This window comes from Mycoplasmopsis arginini (genome assembly GCF_900660725.1).
GTDB lineage: Bacteria > Bacillota_I > Bacilli_A > Mycoplasmatales > Metamycoplasmataceae > Metamycoplasma > Metamycoplasma arginini.
Map to the genome: position 1 here is coordinate 92,054 of NZ_LR215044.1, position 19,170 is coordinate 111,223.

The 19,170-nt window shown below is 28.1% G+C and carries 21 protein-coding genes and 1 tRNA gene; 17 read left to right on the forward strand and 5 right to left on the reverse strand.

Annotation, left to right across the window (positions count from 1 at the left end; all coding sequences use genetic code 4):
* The first annotated feature begins 47 nt into the window (after window positions 1-47).
* The 5 genes from EXC38_RS00390 to EXC38_RS00410 all read left to right on the forward strand — a co-directional run bounded on the left by EXC38_RS00390 (window position 48) and on the right by EXC38_RS00410 (window position 3,952).
* Complete coding sequence (locus tag EXC38_RS00390) at window positions 48-1,163, forward strand: hypothetical protein (RefSeq protein ID WP_129694431.1); 1,116 nt, start codon at window positions 48-50, stop codon at window positions 1,161-1,163.
* Window positions 1,164-1,273: 110 nt separating this feature from the next.
* Window positions 1,274-1,588: a hypothetical protein gene (locus tag EXC38_RS00395; RefSeq protein WP_129694432.1), complete on the forward strand. Its 315-nt coding sequence runs from the start codon at window positions 1,274-1,276 to the stop codon at window positions 1,586-1,588.
* 49 nt (window positions 1,589-1,637) lie between these two features.
* On the forward strand, window positions 1,638-2,624 hold the full coding sequence (locus tag EXC38_RS00400; protein WP_129694433.1) for an Eco57I restriction-modification methylase domain-containing protein: 987 nt from the start codon (window positions 1,638-1,640) through the stop codon (window positions 2,622-2,624).
* A 7-nt stretch (window positions 2,625-2,631) separates the two neighbouring features.
* Window positions 2,632-3,651 (forward strand): hypothetical protein, encoded by a 1,020-nt coding sequence (locus tag EXC38_RS00405; protein ID WP_129694434.1) that lies wholly within the window; start codon window positions 2,632-2,634, stop codon window positions 3,649-3,651.
* Window positions 3,623-3,952 carry a hypothetical protein gene (locus tag EXC38_RS00410; protein ID WP_165056841.1) on the forward strand — a complete coding sequence of 110 codons (330 nt, stop codon included), beginning with the start codon at window positions 3,623-3,625 and terminating at the stop codon, window positions 3,950-3,952. The genes EXC38_RS00405 and EXC38_RS00410 overlap by 29 nt, the downstream gene beginning before the upstream one ends.
* A 25-nt stretch (window positions 3,953-3,977) precedes the next feature.
* Here EXC38_RS00410 and EXC38_RS03455 read toward each other — a convergent pair whose 3' ends face one another.
* Window positions 3,978-4,127, reverse strand: a complete 150-nt coding sequence (locus tag EXC38_RS03455; RefSeq protein WP_165056842.1) for a hypothetical protein — start codon at window positions 4,125-4,127, stop codon at window positions 3,978-3,980.
* A gap of 261 nt (window positions 4,128-4,388) precedes the next feature.
* Window positions 4,389-4,946: a peptide deformylase gene (gene def, locus EXC38_RS00415; RefSeq protein WP_004415534.1), complete on the reverse strand. Its 558-nt coding sequence runs from the start codon at window positions 4,944-4,946 to the stop codon at window positions 4,389-4,391.
* Window positions 4,947-5,044: 98 nt separating this feature from the next.
* On the opposite strand from def, the gene EXC38_RS00420 reads away from it, so the two are divergent.
* Window positions 5,045-6,304: a hemolysin family protein gene (locus EXC38_RS00420; protein WP_129694436.1), complete on the forward strand. Its 1,260-nt coding sequence runs from the start codon at window positions 5,045-5,047 to the stop codon at window positions 6,302-6,304.
* A 36-nt stretch (window positions 6,305-6,340) separates the two neighbouring features.
* On the opposite strand, the gene EXC38_RS00425 is transcribed toward EXC38_RS00420, so the two are convergent.
* Window positions 6,341-7,954: an ABC-F family ATP-binding cassette domain-containing protein gene (locus EXC38_RS00425; RefSeq protein WP_060823480.1), complete on the reverse strand. Its 1,614-nt coding sequence runs from the start codon at window positions 7,952-7,954 to the stop codon at window positions 6,341-6,343.
* Between the two features lie 155 nt (window positions 7,955-8,109).
* Between EXC38_RS00425 and EXC38_RS00430 the strand changes: the two genes are divergently transcribed.
* A tRNA-Lys gene (locus EXC38_RS00430) sits at window positions 8,110-8,185 on the forward strand.
* 34 nt (window positions 8,186-8,219) lie between these two features.
* On the opposite strand, the gene EXC38_RS00435 is transcribed toward EXC38_RS00430, so the two are convergent.
* Window positions 8,220-10,367 (reverse strand): ATP-dependent Clp protease ATP-binding subunit, encoded by a 2,148-nt coding sequence (locus tag EXC38_RS00435; protein ID WP_129694437.1) that lies wholly within the window; start codon window positions 10,365-10,367, stop codon window positions 8,220-8,222.
* Between the two features lie 176 nt (window positions 10,368-10,543).
* Here EXC38_RS00435 and EXC38_RS00440 point away from each other — a divergent pair, with 176 nt between their 5' ends.
* The 10 genes from EXC38_RS00440 to EXC38_RS03510 all read left to right on the forward strand — a co-directional run bounded on the left by EXC38_RS00440 (window position 10,544) and on the right by EXC38_RS03510 (window position 18,928).
* The gene (locus EXC38_RS00440) at window positions 10,544-11,011 is read left to right on the forward strand and encodes a hypothetical protein (RefSeq protein WP_060823482.1); all 468 of its coding nucleotides are present in this window, start codon (window positions 10,544-10,546) and stop codon (window positions 11,009-11,011) included.
* Complete coding sequence (locus EXC38_RS00445) at window positions 10,989-11,792, forward strand: F0F1 ATP synthase subunit A (protein ID WP_109246978.1); 804 nt, start codon at window positions 10,989-10,991, stop codon at window positions 11,790-11,792. The genes EXC38_RS00440 and EXC38_RS00445 overlap by 23 nt, the downstream gene beginning before the upstream one ends.
* Before the next feature lie 34 nt (window positions 11,793-11,826).
* Window positions 11,827-12,135 (forward strand): ATP synthase F0 subunit C, encoded by a 309-nt coding sequence (atpE, locus tag EXC38_RS00450; protein WP_004415519.1) that lies wholly within the window; start codon window positions 11,827-11,829, stop codon window positions 12,133-12,135.
* A gap of 24 nt (window positions 12,136-12,159) precedes the next feature.
* Window positions 12,160-12,711 carry a F0F1 ATP synthase subunit B family protein gene (locus tag EXC38_RS00455; protein ID WP_109246979.1) on the forward strand — a complete coding sequence of 184 codons (552 nt, stop codon included), beginning with the start codon at window positions 12,160-12,162 and terminating at the stop codon, window positions 12,709-12,711.
* Between the two features lie 7 nt (window positions 12,712-12,718).
* Window positions 12,719-13,249, forward strand: coding sequence for a F0F1 ATP synthase subunit delta (locus EXC38_RS00460; RefSeq protein ID WP_129694438.1), 531 nt, complete (start codon window positions 12,719-12,721; stop codon window positions 13,247-13,249).
* Window positions 13,250-13,262: 13 nt separating this feature from the next.
* Window positions 13,263-14,846 (forward strand): F0F1 ATP synthase subunit alpha, encoded by a 1,584-nt coding sequence (atpA, locus tag EXC38_RS00465; protein ID WP_004415509.1) that lies wholly within the window; start codon window positions 13,263-13,265, stop codon window positions 14,844-14,846.
* Window positions 14,825-15,709, forward strand: a complete 885-nt coding sequence (atpG, locus tag EXC38_RS00470; protein ID WP_060823487.1) for an ATP synthase F1 subunit gamma — start codon at window positions 14,825-14,827, stop codon at window positions 15,707-15,709. The genes atpA and atpG overlap by 22 nt, the downstream gene beginning before the upstream one ends.
* 17 nt (window positions 15,710-15,726) lie before the next feature.
* Entirely contained in the window at window positions 15,727-17,163 is a 1,437-nt protein-coding gene (gene atpD / locus EXC38_RS00475; protein WP_129694439.1) for a F0F1 ATP synthase subunit beta, read from the forward strand.
* A 3-nt stretch (window positions 17,164-17,166) separates the two neighbouring features.
* Entirely contained in the window at window positions 17,167-17,535 is a 369-nt protein-coding gene (locus EXC38_RS00480; RefSeq protein WP_060823489.1) for a F0F1 ATP synthase subunit epsilon, read from the forward strand.
* Between the two features lie 190 nt (window positions 17,536-17,725).
* The gene (locus EXC38_RS03510; RefSeq protein WP_197723423.1) at window positions 17,726-18,928 is read left to right on the forward strand and encodes a hypothetical protein; all 1,203 of its coding nucleotides are present in this window, start codon (window positions 17,726-17,728) and stop codon (window positions 18,926-18,928) included.
* Between the two features lie 15 nt (window positions 18,929-18,943).
* Here EXC38_RS03510 and EXC38_RS00490 read toward each other — a convergent pair whose 3' ends face one another.
* Complete coding sequence (locus EXC38_RS00490) at window positions 18,944-19,129, reverse strand: hypothetical protein (protein WP_129694440.1); 186 nt, start codon at window positions 19,127-19,129, stop codon at window positions 18,944-18,946.
* Window positions 19,130-19,170 lie beyond the last annotated feature (41 nt).

Consider the following 19,170-nt stretch of genomic DNA (forward strand, 5'->3'; position numbering starts at 1 on the left):
TTGGTTGATACTAATGAAAAAACAACTGAATTTGGAATTGGGGAATAATGAAGAAAAAAAACCAAAAAATAGAATTTGATTGAGAAGATTCAATCGATAAAGATGTTAGTCCTGAAGATCAACTAAAACATAAGAAGCATGCTCAAAATGTAGTTAAAGCTAAAAAAGTGAGAAAAATTTTATTTTGAACTTTTTCAGCAGCTGCGCTTTCATCAATTGTTATTGCCACAGTTGCTATTAATTTATCTAAACCTTCTAAGGCACTAATTTATTGATATAATCATGTTAAGAAATATTCTTTTAATTCAAATAATTTAAATAACAAGGATATTAGAATAACAGTTAAAAAAGGTGTAAAAATTGAAGGTACGCCAGAAGATGTTATGTCTAAGATAATTAGTAATACAAGCGAAGATAATTTCAAATTACTATTTAAAGATTATGCATTAGCAGAAAATTTAAGACCTGAAAAAAATTGAAATATTGAATATGAAAATTTTGTAATTGATTCAATTTCAAAAAATACTTTATTTATAGATTTGGTATTTAAACAAAAAGGAAATACGCCAATTGATTTTGTTATCAAAAACTTTCCAATTGTTACTTCAGAGAATACAAAAAAATATAATGATGAAGCAATTAAAGAAAAGAAGAATCAGTTTACAAATGAATTTATTGAATCAATAAAAAAACAAATTTTGTATAAGTTACTTTTACCAATTAATATAAAAGACAATTTTTCTGACGAAAAAATTAATAAATACAAAAACGCATTTAAATCTTATATTGAAAAAATTAACGAAAAAATTTCAAATAATATAGATAACTTTCCATCTCTACTAGATATTTCATGATCTTTTAGCGAGCCATTTAAAGTAAATGATAATTTAGAAGAAATGAAAATAATTTCAAATTTTGTAACAGAAACAAACAATTTTTATTCGCCAATTATTTTTACTTCACCTATCACTTTAAAAGGCTTTGATCAAGAAGACTGAAAAAACTCTTCAAAACTTGTTTTTAAAGGAAGAATAATTACATTATCAACCAATACTGAAAAAATTAATAAAGTAAAAACTCAATATGGCATTTATATTGAACCAAAATATGAAAATCAAGAAATTCAGTTTGAAATTCCTTTATTATTTGATAAAAACAAATAGTAAAAAATAGGTCTCCTTGAGCAGGCAAGATATCAACGATTTTAATTTCGTAGGTAGCTTGCCTCTCTTTTTTATGATTTTATAGTATAATAAGCCTAAAGGCGACCTTTATGAAAAGATTTATAATTATAATTACAACTCTTGTTTTAATGTGCACTCTAGTTTCTTGTGGTCGATCTACATCAAATCCGGCCACTGAGCCAAGCCTACATACTACTCAGGAGCCTGATGGAACAAGTGATGATACTACGATACAACTTAAAGAGGATGATGAACTTATGAATAAAACTTTATCTTTAAAAATTGGCAATACTGAAGTTAATGTTAATTGGCTTGATAATGATTCAGTTACTGCATTAAAGAAACTAGCAAAAGATGGGAAAATGGTCTTAATAGACCAACAACTGCTGCTAGAAAGCAAATAGTACAGCTATGTAAAGAAAACAATATTGAATTGAAAGAGGTTAATGAATAATGAGTGATAATAAAAAAGTTAAGTTAGGACAATTTTTTACAAAAGAAAAATTATGGTTGAAGCCACAAATTGTTGATTTTATAAAAAAAAGTAATTGCAAAATGACTTATGACCCTTATGCTGGTGGTGGCGATTTATTAAAGGCATCTGTTGATGTTTTGGGATTTAAAGAAACAAAAGGACTTGATATTGATTCTACTCTTAAATGGGAGATTAACGATTCTTTAGTTAAAATTCCTCATATTGATAATGCTATCATTATTACTAATCCACCATATATAGCAAAGCAATCGGCATCTAGAAAAAAAATAGATTTATCTAAATACTTTAATTCTTCACTTTATGATGATGTTTATTTAATTGCATTGGATAAGATGTTAGAAGCCCAAAAACAAGTTGTTGCAATAATACCAGAATCATTTATTAATTCATCCTATAAACAAAAAAATAAAATTAATTCGATAACAATTTTAGAAGAAAATCCTTTTGAAGATACAGAAAATCCGGTATGTGTAGTGTGCTTCGATTCAATAATAAAGGATTATGAGCACATAAAAATATACAAGAATGATGAATATATAAATAATTTAAAGGAAATACAAGACTTAAGATTAGAACCTAATAATAATATTAAAATTACATTTAATACATTAGATGGTTGGCTTGGATTACGTGCTATAGATAGTACAGATGATAAAACTTTCATAAACTTTGATTTTCGAGAAAATTTTGATTATGACTGGTATAACAATATCAAAGTTAGTTCAAGACATTTAAGCCTAATAAACATTGATGTTAATCATGAAAGTAGACGGGAATTTATCAATAGATGTAATGATATTATTAATCAAATCAGGCATGACTCAGCTGATATTTTATTAACACCATTTAGGGGAAATACAAAAAAAGGAATGCGTCGTAGAAGATTAGATTTTAGATTAGCTAGAGCAATAATGGAAAAAGCATATTCTGAAATGAAGGGATAAGACAAATATGGACAACAAACTTTATTTTAAATATAGTCAAGAACATGATGATGAAATAGTAGATTTTTCAAAGCAAAAAGGTGTTTTGGTTATTAATGAAAATTCAACCGATGTTCCTACTAAATTAATGGAAGATAATCATAAGTTGATTGAATATATAACAACTTATAAGACGTTAAAAGGTAATAATCTTTCTGATGAAAAAACATTAAATAATGTAATAGATAAAATAATTCACCTTATAGAAAGTGCAAATCTAATTAACTATTCTTCTTTTTGCGTATATCTTCAAGTCATAGGTTATTCGTATAGTACATATTGTGCAGAGAAAAACAAAATGGATTTAGATGAAAAAAGAGAATTAATTAAAACATTAGTAGATTTATATATTGAAAACAGGCACGATATGTACCTTTACCATGGATATTCTGACCAAGTCTTGCAAGTTCAATCTGATGCTGCATCCAGCAGAAGGAAAGGGAAAACGGGAATTGAAAAAATGGAAGATATATTATTGCCACTTGGTTTCAAAAAAGCATCATCAATCTTTCAATTAGAAAATAGTGGATTATATTATTTATTACCTGATAAAGGGGATATAAGTTTATTTAACTCCTTTTTAAAGAAAAATGGAATTAAATTTGAATTTCGTGAAACAAGAGATAACAAGAATCCGGATATGTTTTTAGCAGTATATGGCGAATTCTATATAGTTGAACATAAATTAACTAATGGTGGAGGTGGTTCCCAAAATGCTGAAATAAATGAAATTATTCAATTTATTAATTACGAAGAAGAAAAAGATAATTGGCATTATATTTCCTGCTTACAAGGCAATTTTTTTAAAAAATTGAATAAAGATAATCATGAGCCAAAGGCAGAAAAACAATTCATAAATGTTAATAATAATTTAGCCAGTCATAAAGGTAATTTCTTTGTTAATGGAAAAGGATTTGAAAAGTTAGTATCTGATTTAGTAGAAGACAAAAACACAGTAAGTGTTATTAAAAGGTATTTCGATAAATAAAATGATAGTTACTATAAATTCAACGCCAATAAGATATTTATTTAGCAATGATTCAATTATTAGAGACATCATTTTGAAATATGGTAACTTAAAATATGAACTATATAACAATTATTATGAATTCATTGTTTATACAATTGTTAGTCAAATGTTATCTAATAAAATTGGGCACGAATTGTTTAATAGGATTCTTGAACTTGTCGGTGGAGAAATTAGCCCGGATAATATTTATCATGTTGGTATAGAAAAACTAAAAGCATCGGGAATTTCACAAGGAAGACAAATGCAATATTTAATTTAACAAAATATTCAATTACAAATCCGTGCTATTTTGCAGAATTAGCTAAATATAATGATAGTGAAATCATTGATTCATTAACTAAAATCAAAGGCATTGGCCCATGGACAGCAAAAATGTTTTTGATTTTTTGTTTAAATAGGAAAGATGTCTTACCAACAGAAGATGGGGCATTCATTACAGCTTTTAAGTTGGCATATAACTTCAAGGATGATACTAGAGATAAAAGATATATTAAGGAATATTGTACTAAATGGAAACCATATTCTAGTTATGTAGTAAGATATATTTACAAGGCATTTGATGCTGGTTTACTTTAATGTTTTGATAAGTCATTCTTTATATAGAGTGGCTTTTTCTTTATTCAAATGAAAAAACTGCCCGGATTTTATTCTAGACAGTTATCGTTCTTACATTGTGTGCTCCTTGAGCCTATTTTTTATAATACTTCTAATTCTTTATCTTTACCTCAAGGATTCTTTTTATTAATTCTATCAATAAATAAATTTCCTTGTAAGTGATCATATTCATGTTGGAAAACAATAGCAGTATAACCACTAACTTCATAACGTTTAAATTTTTTTTCCATATATGAATAAGCATCAACAATTACACGTGAATATCTAGGAACATATCCTTCTTGATTTGGTCATGATTCATTAACACTTAAGCAACCTTCGCCTTCTGATAAAGCTAGTTTATGATTTGAGTGACCAACTAATTTAGGGTTAATTAAAGCGTCATTAAAAATCACTTTATCATTTGCGTCAACAATTAATATATAAAAAATATTTTTAGGTATTCCATATTGAATAGCAGCAACACCGACAGCGGGTCTAAATTTTGTATTAGGTTTTTGACTATCTGAAACATGAAAAATCATTTTTTCAATTAAATCAATGTTTTCCTTAGATAAAGGAATTTCAATATCTTGTGATTTTTCTCTTAATATTTTTTCTGGTAATTGTACTAATTTAACATCTTCAAATTTAAACATAATATAACATTATAAAAGAATTATTTTATTAAAATGATTTTTTTTGTTAATATTTATACATTACTAAAATAATTATTTTATATATGGAGAACTTTTAGATGGATATTCACCTCTACCCTTGACAATATGCACTTTTAATAATATCTTTAATATTATTGCTTGTTAGTTCAGGCATTTTTTCTGCTACAGAAACTGCTTATACTTCCTTATCAAAAGCAAAGATTGAAACAATGATTGAGAAAAAAGTTAAAGGTCATAAAATTATTGAGAAACAACATAACTTTTTTAACCGAACATTAGGAACAATATTAATAGCTAATAATTTAGTAAATATTGCTTCATCGACATTACTTGCCTATTTATTAACACAAGCATTTGGTGCATCTAAAGTAGGTTTAGCTTCGATTATTTCGACAATTGTTATGACACCTATTATCGTTTTATTTGCTGAAATAATTCCAAAACTAATTGCAAAAAGATACCCAGAAAAAACTGTTAAATCATTTTATTGATTTATTGAAATGTTATATTGAATTTTTATTCCAATAACATATCCTATTTCGAAAATTGGTAAGAAAATTTATATTACAAATACTGAAGAAGATGTAAAAAGTTTATTAAATATAGCCCAAGATGAGGGTGTTTTAGAATTTAAAGAATCCGTTATGGCTCAAAATGTATTAGACCTTGATTCTACAAAAGTTTCACAACACTATATAAAAATGAAAAACGTTGATTTTCTGAGTTCAAAAGCAACAATGCAAGAAGCACTAGCAATGTTTAAAGAAACTAATTATTCAAGGATACCTGTTGAGAAAGATGGAGATCTTATTGGTATTTTACTTTTGAAGGATATATTCTTTTTACAAAGAGGAAATATTTTAAACTATATAAAATCAGTTCCAAGAGTATCGGCTAATTCGATATTATCAGTAGCATTAGAAAAAATGCGTCAATCTCGTGCTCAAATGGCATTCGTTACTGAAAGTAATAATGATGATAAAGCAATAGGAATTATCACTATTGAAGATATTCTAGAAGAAGTTGTTGGTGAAATTTATGATGAGTATGATAATGATGAGCAAATTTATGAAATAAGTTTAGAAAGATGCGAAGCCAAAGATACGGTTTTAATGAAAACATTATGAAAACAATTAGAACTTGATCAATATCTTGATTATGAACTAGATGATAAAGAAAAGAATCAAACCTTGTCTGCTTGATTAGAAACTAAAAAAGGCCACGCTTTAAGAAAAAATTCTAAATTTGAACTTGACGAAAAAATAACATTTAAAGTTTTAGAAAAGAAAAATAAAGATCAAAAATATGATTATATTGAAATAGATTGAAGCAACTAAAAAATCTGGAAATTAGTTCCAGATTTTTTATTATTTTTAATATCCCATAGCTTCTTCATATTCATCAAGATTTCCATAAAATAGGAAACTTGATTTTGGTTTTATTTCTAATAACACATTAGCACATTCTTTAATCATTGCTCGGTTATATGTTGTAAAAATACATGAACTTTTATATGATTTAATTCCTTCTATTAAACTATCAATTGATTCTGAGTCTAAATGGTCTAAAGGTTGGTCAAAAATTAAAAAGTTACTTTCTTCTAACATTAATTTTGACATCATTAAACGTACTTTTTCACCACCGCTTGTTACTTGTACATTCTTAAATACACTGTCATTTGAAAATAACATCCGACCTAAAAAAGCCCTCATTCTCGCGTCGCTATTATCTCTAGTTTCTTGTGTTGTATTATTTAAAGGCCATTTACTTAATCAATCGATAATAGTTTCAGATTCTTGGAAATATTCTTGATTATTTGATGGGAAGTAGTTAGGGAAAATGGTAATTCCTCATTCAACAGTTCCGGAAGTAGGTTTCCTTTTTCCTATTAGAATTTCTAATAATCTTGTTTTTGCAATATCATCATTTCCAATAATAACCATCTTATCACCTGGTTTTAAAGAAAATGAAACATTCTCAAACAATGTATCACCCACTTCATTAACATAAGTCAAATTATGAACACTTAAAATTTGTTTACCAGGTAATCTATTTAATTCAAATTTAATGTAAGGATATTTTCTTGAAGAAGGTTTTATTTCGTCAATAACAATTTTTTCTAATAATTTCTTACGGCTTGTTGCTTGTTTTGATTTTGAAGCATTAGCTGAAAAACGCGCAATAAATTCACGTAATTTTTGTGCTTGTTCTTCTTTTCTTAAATTTGTTTTTTGTTGCATCTCAATTAATAATTGGCTTGATTGTTTTCAGAATGAATAGTTACCAACAAATAATTTAGCTTCTGAATAGTCAATATCAATAATATGTGTACAAATAGCATCTAAGAAATCACTGTCATGGCTAACTACAATAACAATATTAGGATAATCCATTAAGAAGTTTTCTAATCACTTAATTGTTTTTAAATCCAAACGGTTAGTCGGTTCGTCCATAATTAAAATATCTGGATTGCCAAATAATGCTTTAGCTAATAAAACTTTAACTTTTTCATTAGCTTTTAATTCTGACATTTGCATATTTCATTTTTCAGGTTCAATTCCTAAATTTGATAATAATGTTTGGGCATCATTTTCAGCATTTCAGCCACCCATTTCACCAAAAAGTTGTTCTAAATGGCTAGCTTTTTCATAATCTTCCATTGTCGCTTCTGGGTTTTCATAGATCTTGTTTTTTTCGATGTTTATTTGATAAAGTTCCTTATTACCCATGATAACAACATCAGTTACATTATAGTCGTTAAATTCATCTTGGTTTTGGCTTAAAACGCTCATTCTCGCATTTTTTTCCTTAACAATTTGTCCTTCTGTTGCTTCAATCTCTCCACTTAAAATTTTAAGGAATGTTGATTTTCCAACCCCATTAGCACCAATAATTCCATATACATTTCCTGGTAAAAACTTTAAATTAATATTAGAAAATAATTTTTTATCAGGAAAAATTTTACTTATTCCACAAACGTCTAACATATTATGCTCCTTTACTTCTTATTTATAATCTATTTTTTAAAATATATTCTATATTTACTGTATATATTAATAATTTAATAATATTAACATATATATTGTTTATTAATTATTTATTAATTAAAAAAATTAGTTTATAATTATTTTGCTAAAAAAATGCATCCTTAGCTCAGCAGGTAGAGCAAGGGACTCTTAATCCCTGGGTCGTGGGTTCGAACCCCACAGGATGTACCATATAAAAAGACAAGGTCTTAAAGCCTTGCCTTTTTTATTTAACTTTTATCACGATCTCATCATCTTCAATATTTATTGTTATGATCGAATCTTCTTTTATTTCATTACTTAAAATAAAGTCTGCGATTTTGTTTTCAATTTGATTTTGAATAAATCTTTTTACTACTCTTGCTCCAAAAGCTGGATTGTAAGCCTTATTAGCTATATATGATAACACATCTTCTTTATAAAATAAATTAGCTTTTATGTTATCTAAAATTCTTTTAGCTAATTTTTTTAATTCTAGATCTACAATTTCTTTTACTACTTGAATACTTAATTGGTTAAAAGGAACTATTTCATCAATTCTATTAATAAACTCCGGTTTAAATTTAGTTAATAATATTTTCATTAGTTCATCTTTTTCTGGCATTTTTTTCATGATTTGCTCTGAACCAATATTTGAAGTCATAATAATAATTGTATTTTTAAAATTAATCTTTCTTCCCTTGCTATCGGTTAGAATTCCATCATCTAATATTTGTAATAAAACATTTAGAACATCAACATGTGCTTTTTCAATTTCATCAAATAAAATAATTGAATAAGGATTTTGTCTTACTTTTTCAGTTAATTGTCCCCCATTATCATCATAACCAATATACCCTGGAGGCGAACCGATTAATTTTGAAGTGCTGTGTTTTTCCATATATTCAGACATATCTAAACGAATAATGTGGTTTTCATTATCAAATAAGTTAAACGCAAGCGCTTTTGCTAATTCTGTTTTACCTACCCCTGTAGGACCTAAAAATAGGAAAGAACCAATCGGGCGATTTGGATCGTTTATTTTTGCTTTAGCTCTTTTAATTGCTTCAGAAACTAAGTCAATAGTTTCTTGTTGCCCTTTCACCCTCTTTGCTAAATTTGCACTTAAATTAAGTAATTTATTCTTTTGTGTTTCTAATAATTTAGTTACTGGAACTTTTGTTCATTTACTTACAATTGACGCAATTTCTTCCTCATCAATTGTTTCTTTGATTAAACGATCTTTTAAATTATTTAGTTGATTTTCTACATCTTTTTTAGATTCTTCCAAACTAGGTAATAATGAATACATAACTTTTGATGCTTCGAAGTATTTACCTTCTGATTGTAAAATTGTTAAATGTCTTTTTAGTTCTTCAATATTATCTTTAAAAGATGATAATTTTGCAATTAATTCCTTTTCTTTATTTCATTGATCAGTTAATAATTTATGTTTTTCTTTTAAAACGTTTAAATTATTATTAATTTGTTTAATTCTTTCGCTGTTATTCTTAATTTCTTTATTTATCGAGTTTTCAATTGCTGCTTTTTCAATTTCTAATTTAGCAATTTCGTAATTTAATTTTTCAATAGGCTCAGGAATATATTTCATTTCAGTTTTAATGTTAGCTGCTGCTTCATCAATCAAATCTATTGCTTTATCTGGTAAAAAACGATCTGAAATATAACGTGCTGATAAATTTGAAGCTGCCACTAAAGCCTCATCCTTTATTTTTACTTCATGAAATGTTTCGTATCTTTCTTTTATTCCTCTTAAAATAGTAATTGTATCTTCGATTGAAGGTTCATTTATAAATATTTTTTGCATTCTTCGTTCTAAAGCTGAGTCTTTTTCGATATATTTACGGTATTCATCTAATGTTGTAGCCCCTATTAAATGTAGTTGTCCTCTCGCCATCATTGGTTTTAGCATATTACCTATATCCATGCTTCCTTCACCAGTTTGCCCAGCTCCAACGATCATATGAATTTCATCTATAAATAAAATTATTTCGCCATTCGAATCTTGAATTCTTTTTAAAATGGCTTGAATTCTTTCTTCGAATTGTCCCCGGTAAGAGGTTCCGGCAATAATTGAAGAAATATTTAATTCATAAACCTTCTTAGATTTTAGATTTTCAGGAACTTGATTTTCAATAATTTTTCTTGCTAACCCTTCTACGATTGCAGTTTTACCTACCCCTGGTTCACCGACTAAAACTGGGTTATTCTTAGTTTTACGTGATAAAATTCGCACTAAAGACCTTATTTCTTCATCACGGTTGATAACTGGCTCTAGTTTTCCTTCAAGGGCAAGTTGAGTTAAATCTCTTCCATATTGTAATAATGGATCTTTGTTGTTATTTTCTTGTGCAGGTGTTCATGATGCGTGCATAACTTTCCTCCTTTATCTAACTTAAATCCTAAGAAAATTATACCACTTTTTTAGCACTCTAGTAATTAAAGTGCTAAAAAAATAGATTAATATTAATTTATTAATATTTATCATTATCCTTAAAAATAAAAAGTAATATAATTTACATAGGTTATTTTATAAATAACCACTTGAGTATGAATAAATTAAATGGAAAAATTTTTTGAATAACTTATACTACCCTAAATATTGCTTTATTGTTAATATTTTCTTCAATAGCATTTTTAGATTATTCTCTATTACTGGGGTATTTGGTAGGTATAGTTAGTTTTTTATTATTTTTAGTTATATTAAAGCTATCACTAAATTTGATAAAAAATAGTATTAATAGTAATAATAAAAAGCAATACCGAATTAGAATGTTTATTGCTATTTTGATTTTTTTATTATTGATGTTTTTAAATATTGGTATTTTAGGATTATTTGTTTGATTAAATTCTTATTATCATTCAATTTATCCAAGTTCTAATGTTGCGTTTTTCCCATTTAATACTATAACAATAACAGCTCCTTATTTATTATTGTCAGTTTTTTCAATAATATGAACTGTTGTTGTTTTAATAAAAAAAAGAAAGGAGGACAATGGACAAACTATTAAAAATTAATTGATTTGGTTCATCTGAAATAAATAGTAATCAAATTTTTTCACTTATATCACTTGTGTTTATAACATTAGTTTTATCAGTTTTAATTTATGTTGCAGTTAAAAGACAAAAAGTTAATAAAGCCCCTAATGCAGCAATTATTTTAGTTGAAACCGCCATTATCGGTGGTGACAAATTTATTTCTGAAACACATGAATCAAAATTTGATAAGGCAAATCCGTATCTTATTTCCTTATTTGTATTTATATTTTTTGGAAATATCTTATCAATAATTGGTTTAGCGCCTATGGGTTCAAGTTTATCGGCTGTATTAGCAGCAACAGTAGTTTCTTGATTAGGAACAGCTGGTGTTGGTATTGCCTATAACAAAGTAAAATATGTTATTAAACTTTTAAATCCATTAGAATTTGCATCTAATTATTCACCAATTATTTCAATGACATTTCGGGTATATGGAAATATTATTGGTGGTGTTGTTCTAGTATCTTTAGCATCAATATTTTTAAATAATATTTGATCAAAAATTATTGGTGTACAGGCAACTTCAGAAGCATCAATATTTAACCCATTTGGAATTTTGATTCTACCAGCATTTAATTTATATTTTGACTTATTTGGTGGCGCAATTCAGGCATTTGTTTTTGTTGTCCTTACAATGTCCTACTGATCACAGGCAGCGGAAGTTGATGTAAAAGAAAAGCATAAGAAAAAAATAAGAGATTGAAAAAAGAAAATTATCGCAAACAAAGGAGAAGTTGAAGATAATATTCAAACTAGTTAAAAAATAAAATAATAATTTAATTTAGGAGAAAAAAATGATTGATAAATTAGACAAAGTAAGAGAAATTATTCAAACCTTTGATGCAAACAAGGCGGGGTTAAAAGACGCACATAATTATCCTATTGCATACGGTTTAACAATGTTAGGAGCAGGTTTAGCAATTTGCGGTGCTGGGGTTGTTTCTTTGGGACAAGGTATTGCTGTTGCTAAGGCTTGTGAAGCTGTTGGAAGAAATCCTGAGGCTTTATCTAAAGTACGTACCTTGTTAATTTTAGGCCTAGCTATTGTTGAAACCGCATCTATTTATTGTTTAGTTATTGCTTTATTATTAATCTTTATTTAAAATAAAACATAACATAAATACAAAATGGAAATATTACCTATTTTTAATAGAATATCAGAAGGCAGTGGAAGCGTTAGTGAAGAATTAGAAAAAACATTCTCGGGCCTAACTTTCAATTGACCTTTATTTGTATTTTCTTTAATTGTTTTAATGCTTGTAACCATTATTATCACTTTTTTAGTTTATAAACCAATTAAAAAAATGGTAAAAAGACGTCAAGAATTAATTCAAAAAAATATTGATGCTTCAATTAAAGCAAAAGATGAAGCTTTAAAAGTTCAAGAAGAACATGATAAAAAAATAATTGAAGCAACAAATCAAGCAAAAACTATCATAAATAATGCTAAAGCTGAAAGTGAAAGAATTGTTAATAGTGGTTCAGCTGCGGCTAAGAAAAAAGCTGAAATGATGTTAGAACAAGCAGAAATTTTAATTAATAAAAAACGTGCGCAATTTAATGTTGAACAAAAGAAAATAATTATGGAAAATGCAGTTGAAATCGCAAAAAAAATTATTGGTCGTGAAATTAAAGACTCGGACAACATTAAAATGATTAATGAAGTTATAGATAAGTAATTATATTATGACTGATTTAAACGAAATTATTAATAATTGATCATTTGCTTTATTTGATCTCGCAAAAAGTTCAAATAAACTTATAGAAATTACAAATGAATCTGCTGACATTATTAAAGTTTTAAAACAAAATAAAGAATATTTAAAAATGCTTAATTCTTTTGATTTATCAGAAGAAAGTAAATTCAAAATGATTGATGAGTCATTTAATTCATATCATCCTTATATTTTAAATATGATTAAATTAGCAACTAAAAAACACGTTGTTAAATATATAGATATTATTTTCCACCGTTTTATCGAATTATCAAATGATAAATTAAATATCAGATATGGTCATGTTTATTCAGTTAATCCTTTAACAAAAACTGAGATTTCAAAATTAGAAAAAAAACTTTCGAAGGATTTAAATTCAAAAGTTACACTAATTAATGAAATTGATAAAAATTTAATAGGTGGAATAAAAATTAAAGTTGATGAATATTTAATTGATAATTCTGTTTTAGGAAAATTAAATAAAATTAAGTCTTTAGTATAACGAAAGGAAAAATATGGCTTTAAAACCAAGTGATTTATCAGCTATCATTAAAAATCAAATTAAAGAATTTAATGATAATGTAAGTTATGATGAAGTTGGTAGAGTTATAACTGTCGGTGATGGAATTGCACTTGTTAGTGGTTTAACTAATGTTGAATATGGTGAATTAGTTATTTTTGATTGTGGTATTGTTGGAATGGCTTTAAACCTTGAAGAAGAACTAGTGGGTGTCGTTGTTTTAGGTGATGATAGAAATATTGTTGAAAATTCTCATGTTAAAAGAACACATGAAGTTATTTCAGTTAAAGTTGGAGACGCTTTATTAGGCCGTGTTGTTAATGCTTTAGCAAAACCTATTGATGGAAAAAATAAAATTGATTCTGAAATTAATAGACCAATTTTTAAAATAGCACCAGGAGTTATGACCCGTAAAGAAGTTTCGGAACCTTTAAATACTGGTATTTTAGCAATTGATGCTTTAATTCCAATTGGTAAAGGTCAACGTGAATTAATTATTGGGGATAGACAAACTGGAAAAACAGCTATTGCAATCGATGCTATCTTAAATCAAAAAGGCAAAGATGTTTATTGTGTTTACGTAGCAATAGGTCAAAAAAATTCAACAATAACACAAATCGTTGACCAATTAGCAAAAAACGATGCTATGAAATATACAACAATTATTGCTGCATCAGCCTCGGAAAGTGCCCCATTACAATATATTGCTCCATATACTGGAATAACAATTGCTGAAGAATGAATGTCACAAGGCAAAAGCGTTTTAATTGTTTATGATGATTTATCTAAACATGCTGTTGCTTACCGTACACTATCGTTATTATTAAGAAGACCTCCTGGACGTGAAGCATATCCTGGTGATGTTTTTTATCTACACTCACAATTATTAGAAAGATCAGCACGTTTAAATAACGATTATGGCGGTGGTTCAATTACTGCTCTTCCAATAATTGAAACCCAAGCTGAAGATATTTCTGCATATATTCCAACAAACGTCATTTCAATTACTGATGGACAAATTTTTACAAAAGAATCATTATTTAACTCAGGCCAAAGACCTGCTATAGATATTGGTTATTCTGTAAGTAGAGTTGGTTCATCAGCGCAAACAAAGATGACAAAGAAAATTGTTTCAAGTTTAAAATTAGAATTAGCACAGTATAATGAAATGCAAGCATTTGCCCAATTTGGTTCTGATCTTGATCAAAATACAAGAATAATTTTAGAACATGGAGCGAAGGTCTATGAATTATTAAAACAATCTCAATTTTCACCTTATTCACCAGCTCAGCAAATTATTTTATTATTTTTAGCAAAATATCGTTTAATTAATGTTATTCCTAAAAACAGCATAATTAAGTACCGTCAAGACATTTTAACTTATTTTGCAACTGATACTAAAGCAACAGAAATTATCAGAAAAATTGATGAATCATCTGATTGAACTAATGAGTTAATTGAAGAAATTTATAATCAAATTATTGAATTTAATGATTTATTTATAAAAACTATTCCATTATATAACAAAGAAAACTATATTCCTATTCCAGAATTACCATGGAAAGTTTGCAAAAAATAAAACAAAGAATTAACTCAATTAATTCAACAAAAAAAATAACAAAAGCAATGGAACTTGTTGCAACTGCAAAATTTTCCAAAATAAAAAATAAAATCAGTGAAGTAAAATCATATTTTAAAAATGTGGAAAATATATTTATTAATTTAATCAAACATTCTGAACAAGATATAGATAAATTATTAAATCGTCATGCTTGAAAATTTACAGCAAAAAGAAATTTATATATTGTTTTTGGAAGTGATTTAGGTCTTTGTGGTTCTTTTAATTCAGAAATGTATAAAAAAATTAATGAGGTAGTTACCGGCGACGATATTTTAATTGTTATTGGATCAAAACTATTAAGTTTAATTGAGAAAAATAAAAAATATCATATTATTCAAACTTTAACGCAAATTGGCGATAATCCAACTTATGAAATAGCTCAAGTGGTTTCAAATAAAATATATGATGTTTTAGAAATTTCATTATTAACATCAGTTAAATTAATTTATACAGATTATGAAAATCCATTAAAAGCTGATCCAATTGTTCAAGAAATTTTTCCAATTTCAAAAAACACAATTGAAAAATTTGACAAAGAAAATATAAACAATAATGTAAATAATGATAATTTAGAAATAATTTTTGAACCTAATCCAGAAGTTATTTTAATAAATTCTTTTCGAATCTTTTTTGAAGCTTCTATTTATAATGCTTTAATTAATGCAAAAATGGCTGAAACAAGTCAAAGAAGAACGGCAATGGAACAAGCGTCTGATAACGCAGAAGAGTTAATAGAAGATTTAAAAATTGAATACAACAGTTCACGTCAATCAAAAATTACTCAAGAACTTACTGAAATTGTTAATGGAGCAGGTTCTTAGTGAAAGGATTTAACAAAATGGCAAAAAAAGAAGAAAAAAGTGAATTAAATTATGGTGTTATTACCCAAATTTTGGGTGCTGTTATCGACGTTAGATTCGATGAAGGTAAGGCTCCTAAAATGTTAAATGCTCTAGAAGTTGTTGATGAAAATAACTCCGAAAATAAACAAATTCTAGAAGTTGCACAACACATTGGTAATGATACAGTAAGAACTATTGCTATGAGTTTAACTATTGGTTTAAGAAGAGGGATGAAGGTTCTTGATTTAAAAAGACCAATTAGTGCTCCTGTAGGAAAAGAAATTCTCTCAAGAATGTTTAATGTTTTGGGTCAACCGATTGATTTACTTGGTGGTAATTTCGAACACCAAATGCCTATTCATAGAAGTGCTCCAAGTTTTGAAGAACAAAAATCAACATTAGAGATTTTTGAAACTGGTATTAAAGTTATCGACCTTTTAATTCCTTACATTAAAGGCGGGAAAATTGGTTTATTTGGTGGAGCTGGTGTTGGTAAAACAGTTTTAATTCAAGAATTAATTAACAATATTGCTAAACAACATGGTGGTTTATCTGTTTTTGCTGGTGTTGGTGAAAGAACTAGAGAAGGGAATGATTTATACCATGAAATGAAAGCAAGCGGTGTTCTAGATAAAACCGCTTTAGTTTTTGGTCAAATGAATGAACCTCCCGGCGCTAGAATGAGAGCACCATTTACTGCTCTTACAATGGCTGAATATTTTCGTGATCAAATGGGACAAGATGTTTTATTATTTATTGATAACATTTTTAGATTTACCCAGGCAGGTTCAGAAGTTTCAGCTTTATTAGGCAGAATGCCCTCAGCTGTTGGATACCAACCTACCTTAGCAGTTGAAATGGGTCAGTTGCAAGAAAGAATTACTTCAACTAATAAAGGTTCAATTACATCAGTGCAAGCAGTTTATGTACCAGCGGATGACTTAACAGATCCAGCGCCTGCAACAACATTTACTCACTTAGATGCTAAAACAGTCTTAGATCGTGATATTGCTGCTTTAGGTATTTATCCAGCAATAGATCCATTAGGTTCAAATTCAAGAATGATGGATCCAAATATAATCGGTTTAGAACATTATAATACTGCAAGAGAAGTTCAAAATATCCTACAAAGATTTAAAGAATTACAAGATATTATTGCAATTTTAGGTATGCATGAACTTTCAGAAGAAGATAAAAAGGTTGTTGCAAGAGCAAGAAGAATTAGAAGCTTTTTATCACAGCCATTTTTTGTTGCTGAAAAATTTAGTGGTATTAAAGGTAGATATATTCAATTGCAAGACACAATAAGATCATTTAAAGAAATATTAAGTGGTAAATACGATGATTTACCTGAAGAAGCATTTTTATATGTAGGTACAATCGAAGACGTAATTGAAAAGGCTAAAACTTTAGGATATAAATTTGAAAAATAATTTATGAGTGAAAATAAATTTATTAATATCCTTATAACAACACCAAACGGTGTATATTATCAATCAAAAGCTTTTATTGCAACTTTTACTACAACAGAAGGTCAAATTGGTTTAATGAAAGAAGCAATACCTTTTTTAGCAGCACTTGTTCCTTCAAAAATTATTATTAAAGAAGACAATAATTTGACAAAAACTTTTTTTATTGATCGTGGAATTGTAGAATTTAAAAATAACTTACTTTCTTTAATTGTAAATAACATAGATACCAAAGCTTTTGATAAAGAAGCTAAATTTGAAAAAGTCGACGAAACTAAATACACGGTTATCGAAGAATTAGTTTTAAAGAAAAAATTGGCTGAACAAAAAAAATAATTTAATGCAGATTTATTTCTGCATTTTATTTTTAATTCATTTTTGGTAGTTTTTATATGTTTTTATATTAAAAATGCATTAAAATCCAATTAAAATTGTTTAATTATATAAATATATATATATATATACAAAACTTATAATAATTTGGTAATATTTTTATGTAAAAAAATAAATTATTATATGAGGTAAAATGAAAAAATCAACTAAATTGATAATAGGATTGACTTTTCTAGCTGCAACTGCTACAGCAGCATCTGTTGCTATAGCTGTTACAACAATAACTAGAAAAACTCCTAAAAAACAACTTTCAAATCAAATTAAAATCTTCGAAGAAGAATTAGAAACAAATAAAGAATTAAAAGAATTTCAAAAAGCTGAAATTAAATTAGCTTTAGAAGCTGCTCAAGCGGTTTTATCAAATCCTGAGTCAAGCAATGAACAAATCAAGAATGCTTTAGATGTTTTGGTTAAAAAGGTTGAAGAAATTAAGGCAAAAACTGAACAACCTGAAACACAACCTGAAACACAACCTGGAACTCCAGAAACACAACCTGAAACACAACCTGGAACTCCAGAAACACAACCTGGAACTCCAGAAACACAACCTGAAACACAACCTGGAACTCCAGAAACACAACCTGAAACACAACCTGGAACTCCAGAAACACAACCTGGAACTCCAGAAACACAACCTGAAACACAACCTGGAACTCCAGAAACACAACCTGAAACACAACCTGGAACTCCAGAAACACAACCTGAAACACAACCTGGAACTCCAGAAACACAACCTGAAACACAACCTGGAACTCCAGAAACACAACCTGAAACACAACCTGGAACTCCAGAAACACAACCTGAAACACAACCTGGAACTCCAGAAACACAACCTGAAACACAACCTGGAACTCCAGAAACACAACCTGGAACTCCAGAAACACAACCTGAAACACAACCTGGAACTCCAGAAACACAACCTGGAACTCCAGAAACACAACCTGAAACACAACCTGGAACTCCAGAAACACAACCTGAAACACAACCTGGAACTCCAGAAACACAACCTGAAACACAACCTGGAACTCCAGAAACACAACCTGAAACACAACCTGGAACTCCAGAAACACAACCTGAAACACAACCTGGAACTCCAGAAACACAACCTGAAACACAACCTGGAACTCCAGAAACACAACCTGAAACACAACCTGGAACTCCAGAAACACAACCTGAAACACAACCTGGAACTCCAGAAACACAACCTGAAACACAACCTGGAACTCCAGAAACACAACCTGAAACACAACCTGGAACTCCAGAAACACAACCTGGAACTCCAGAAACACAACCTGAAACACAACCTGGAACTCCAGAGGGGGGGGGCGCTAGATAGCCAATGGATAAGCGATTATAAACAAAAAGTTAAAGAAGCAGAAGAACTATTATCACAATTAAACACTGATTTTGCAAAATATAATAAAATTATTGCAACTCTTGAAGAAGAAATTTCTGCTGCCAAAGCTCTTATTTCATAACAAAATCCAACAAAAAATGAATATGAATTAGCAACTAAAACACTAACAGATGAAATCACTAAAGTAACAGAAGCAAAAAATGCTATAGATTTAGATGAAG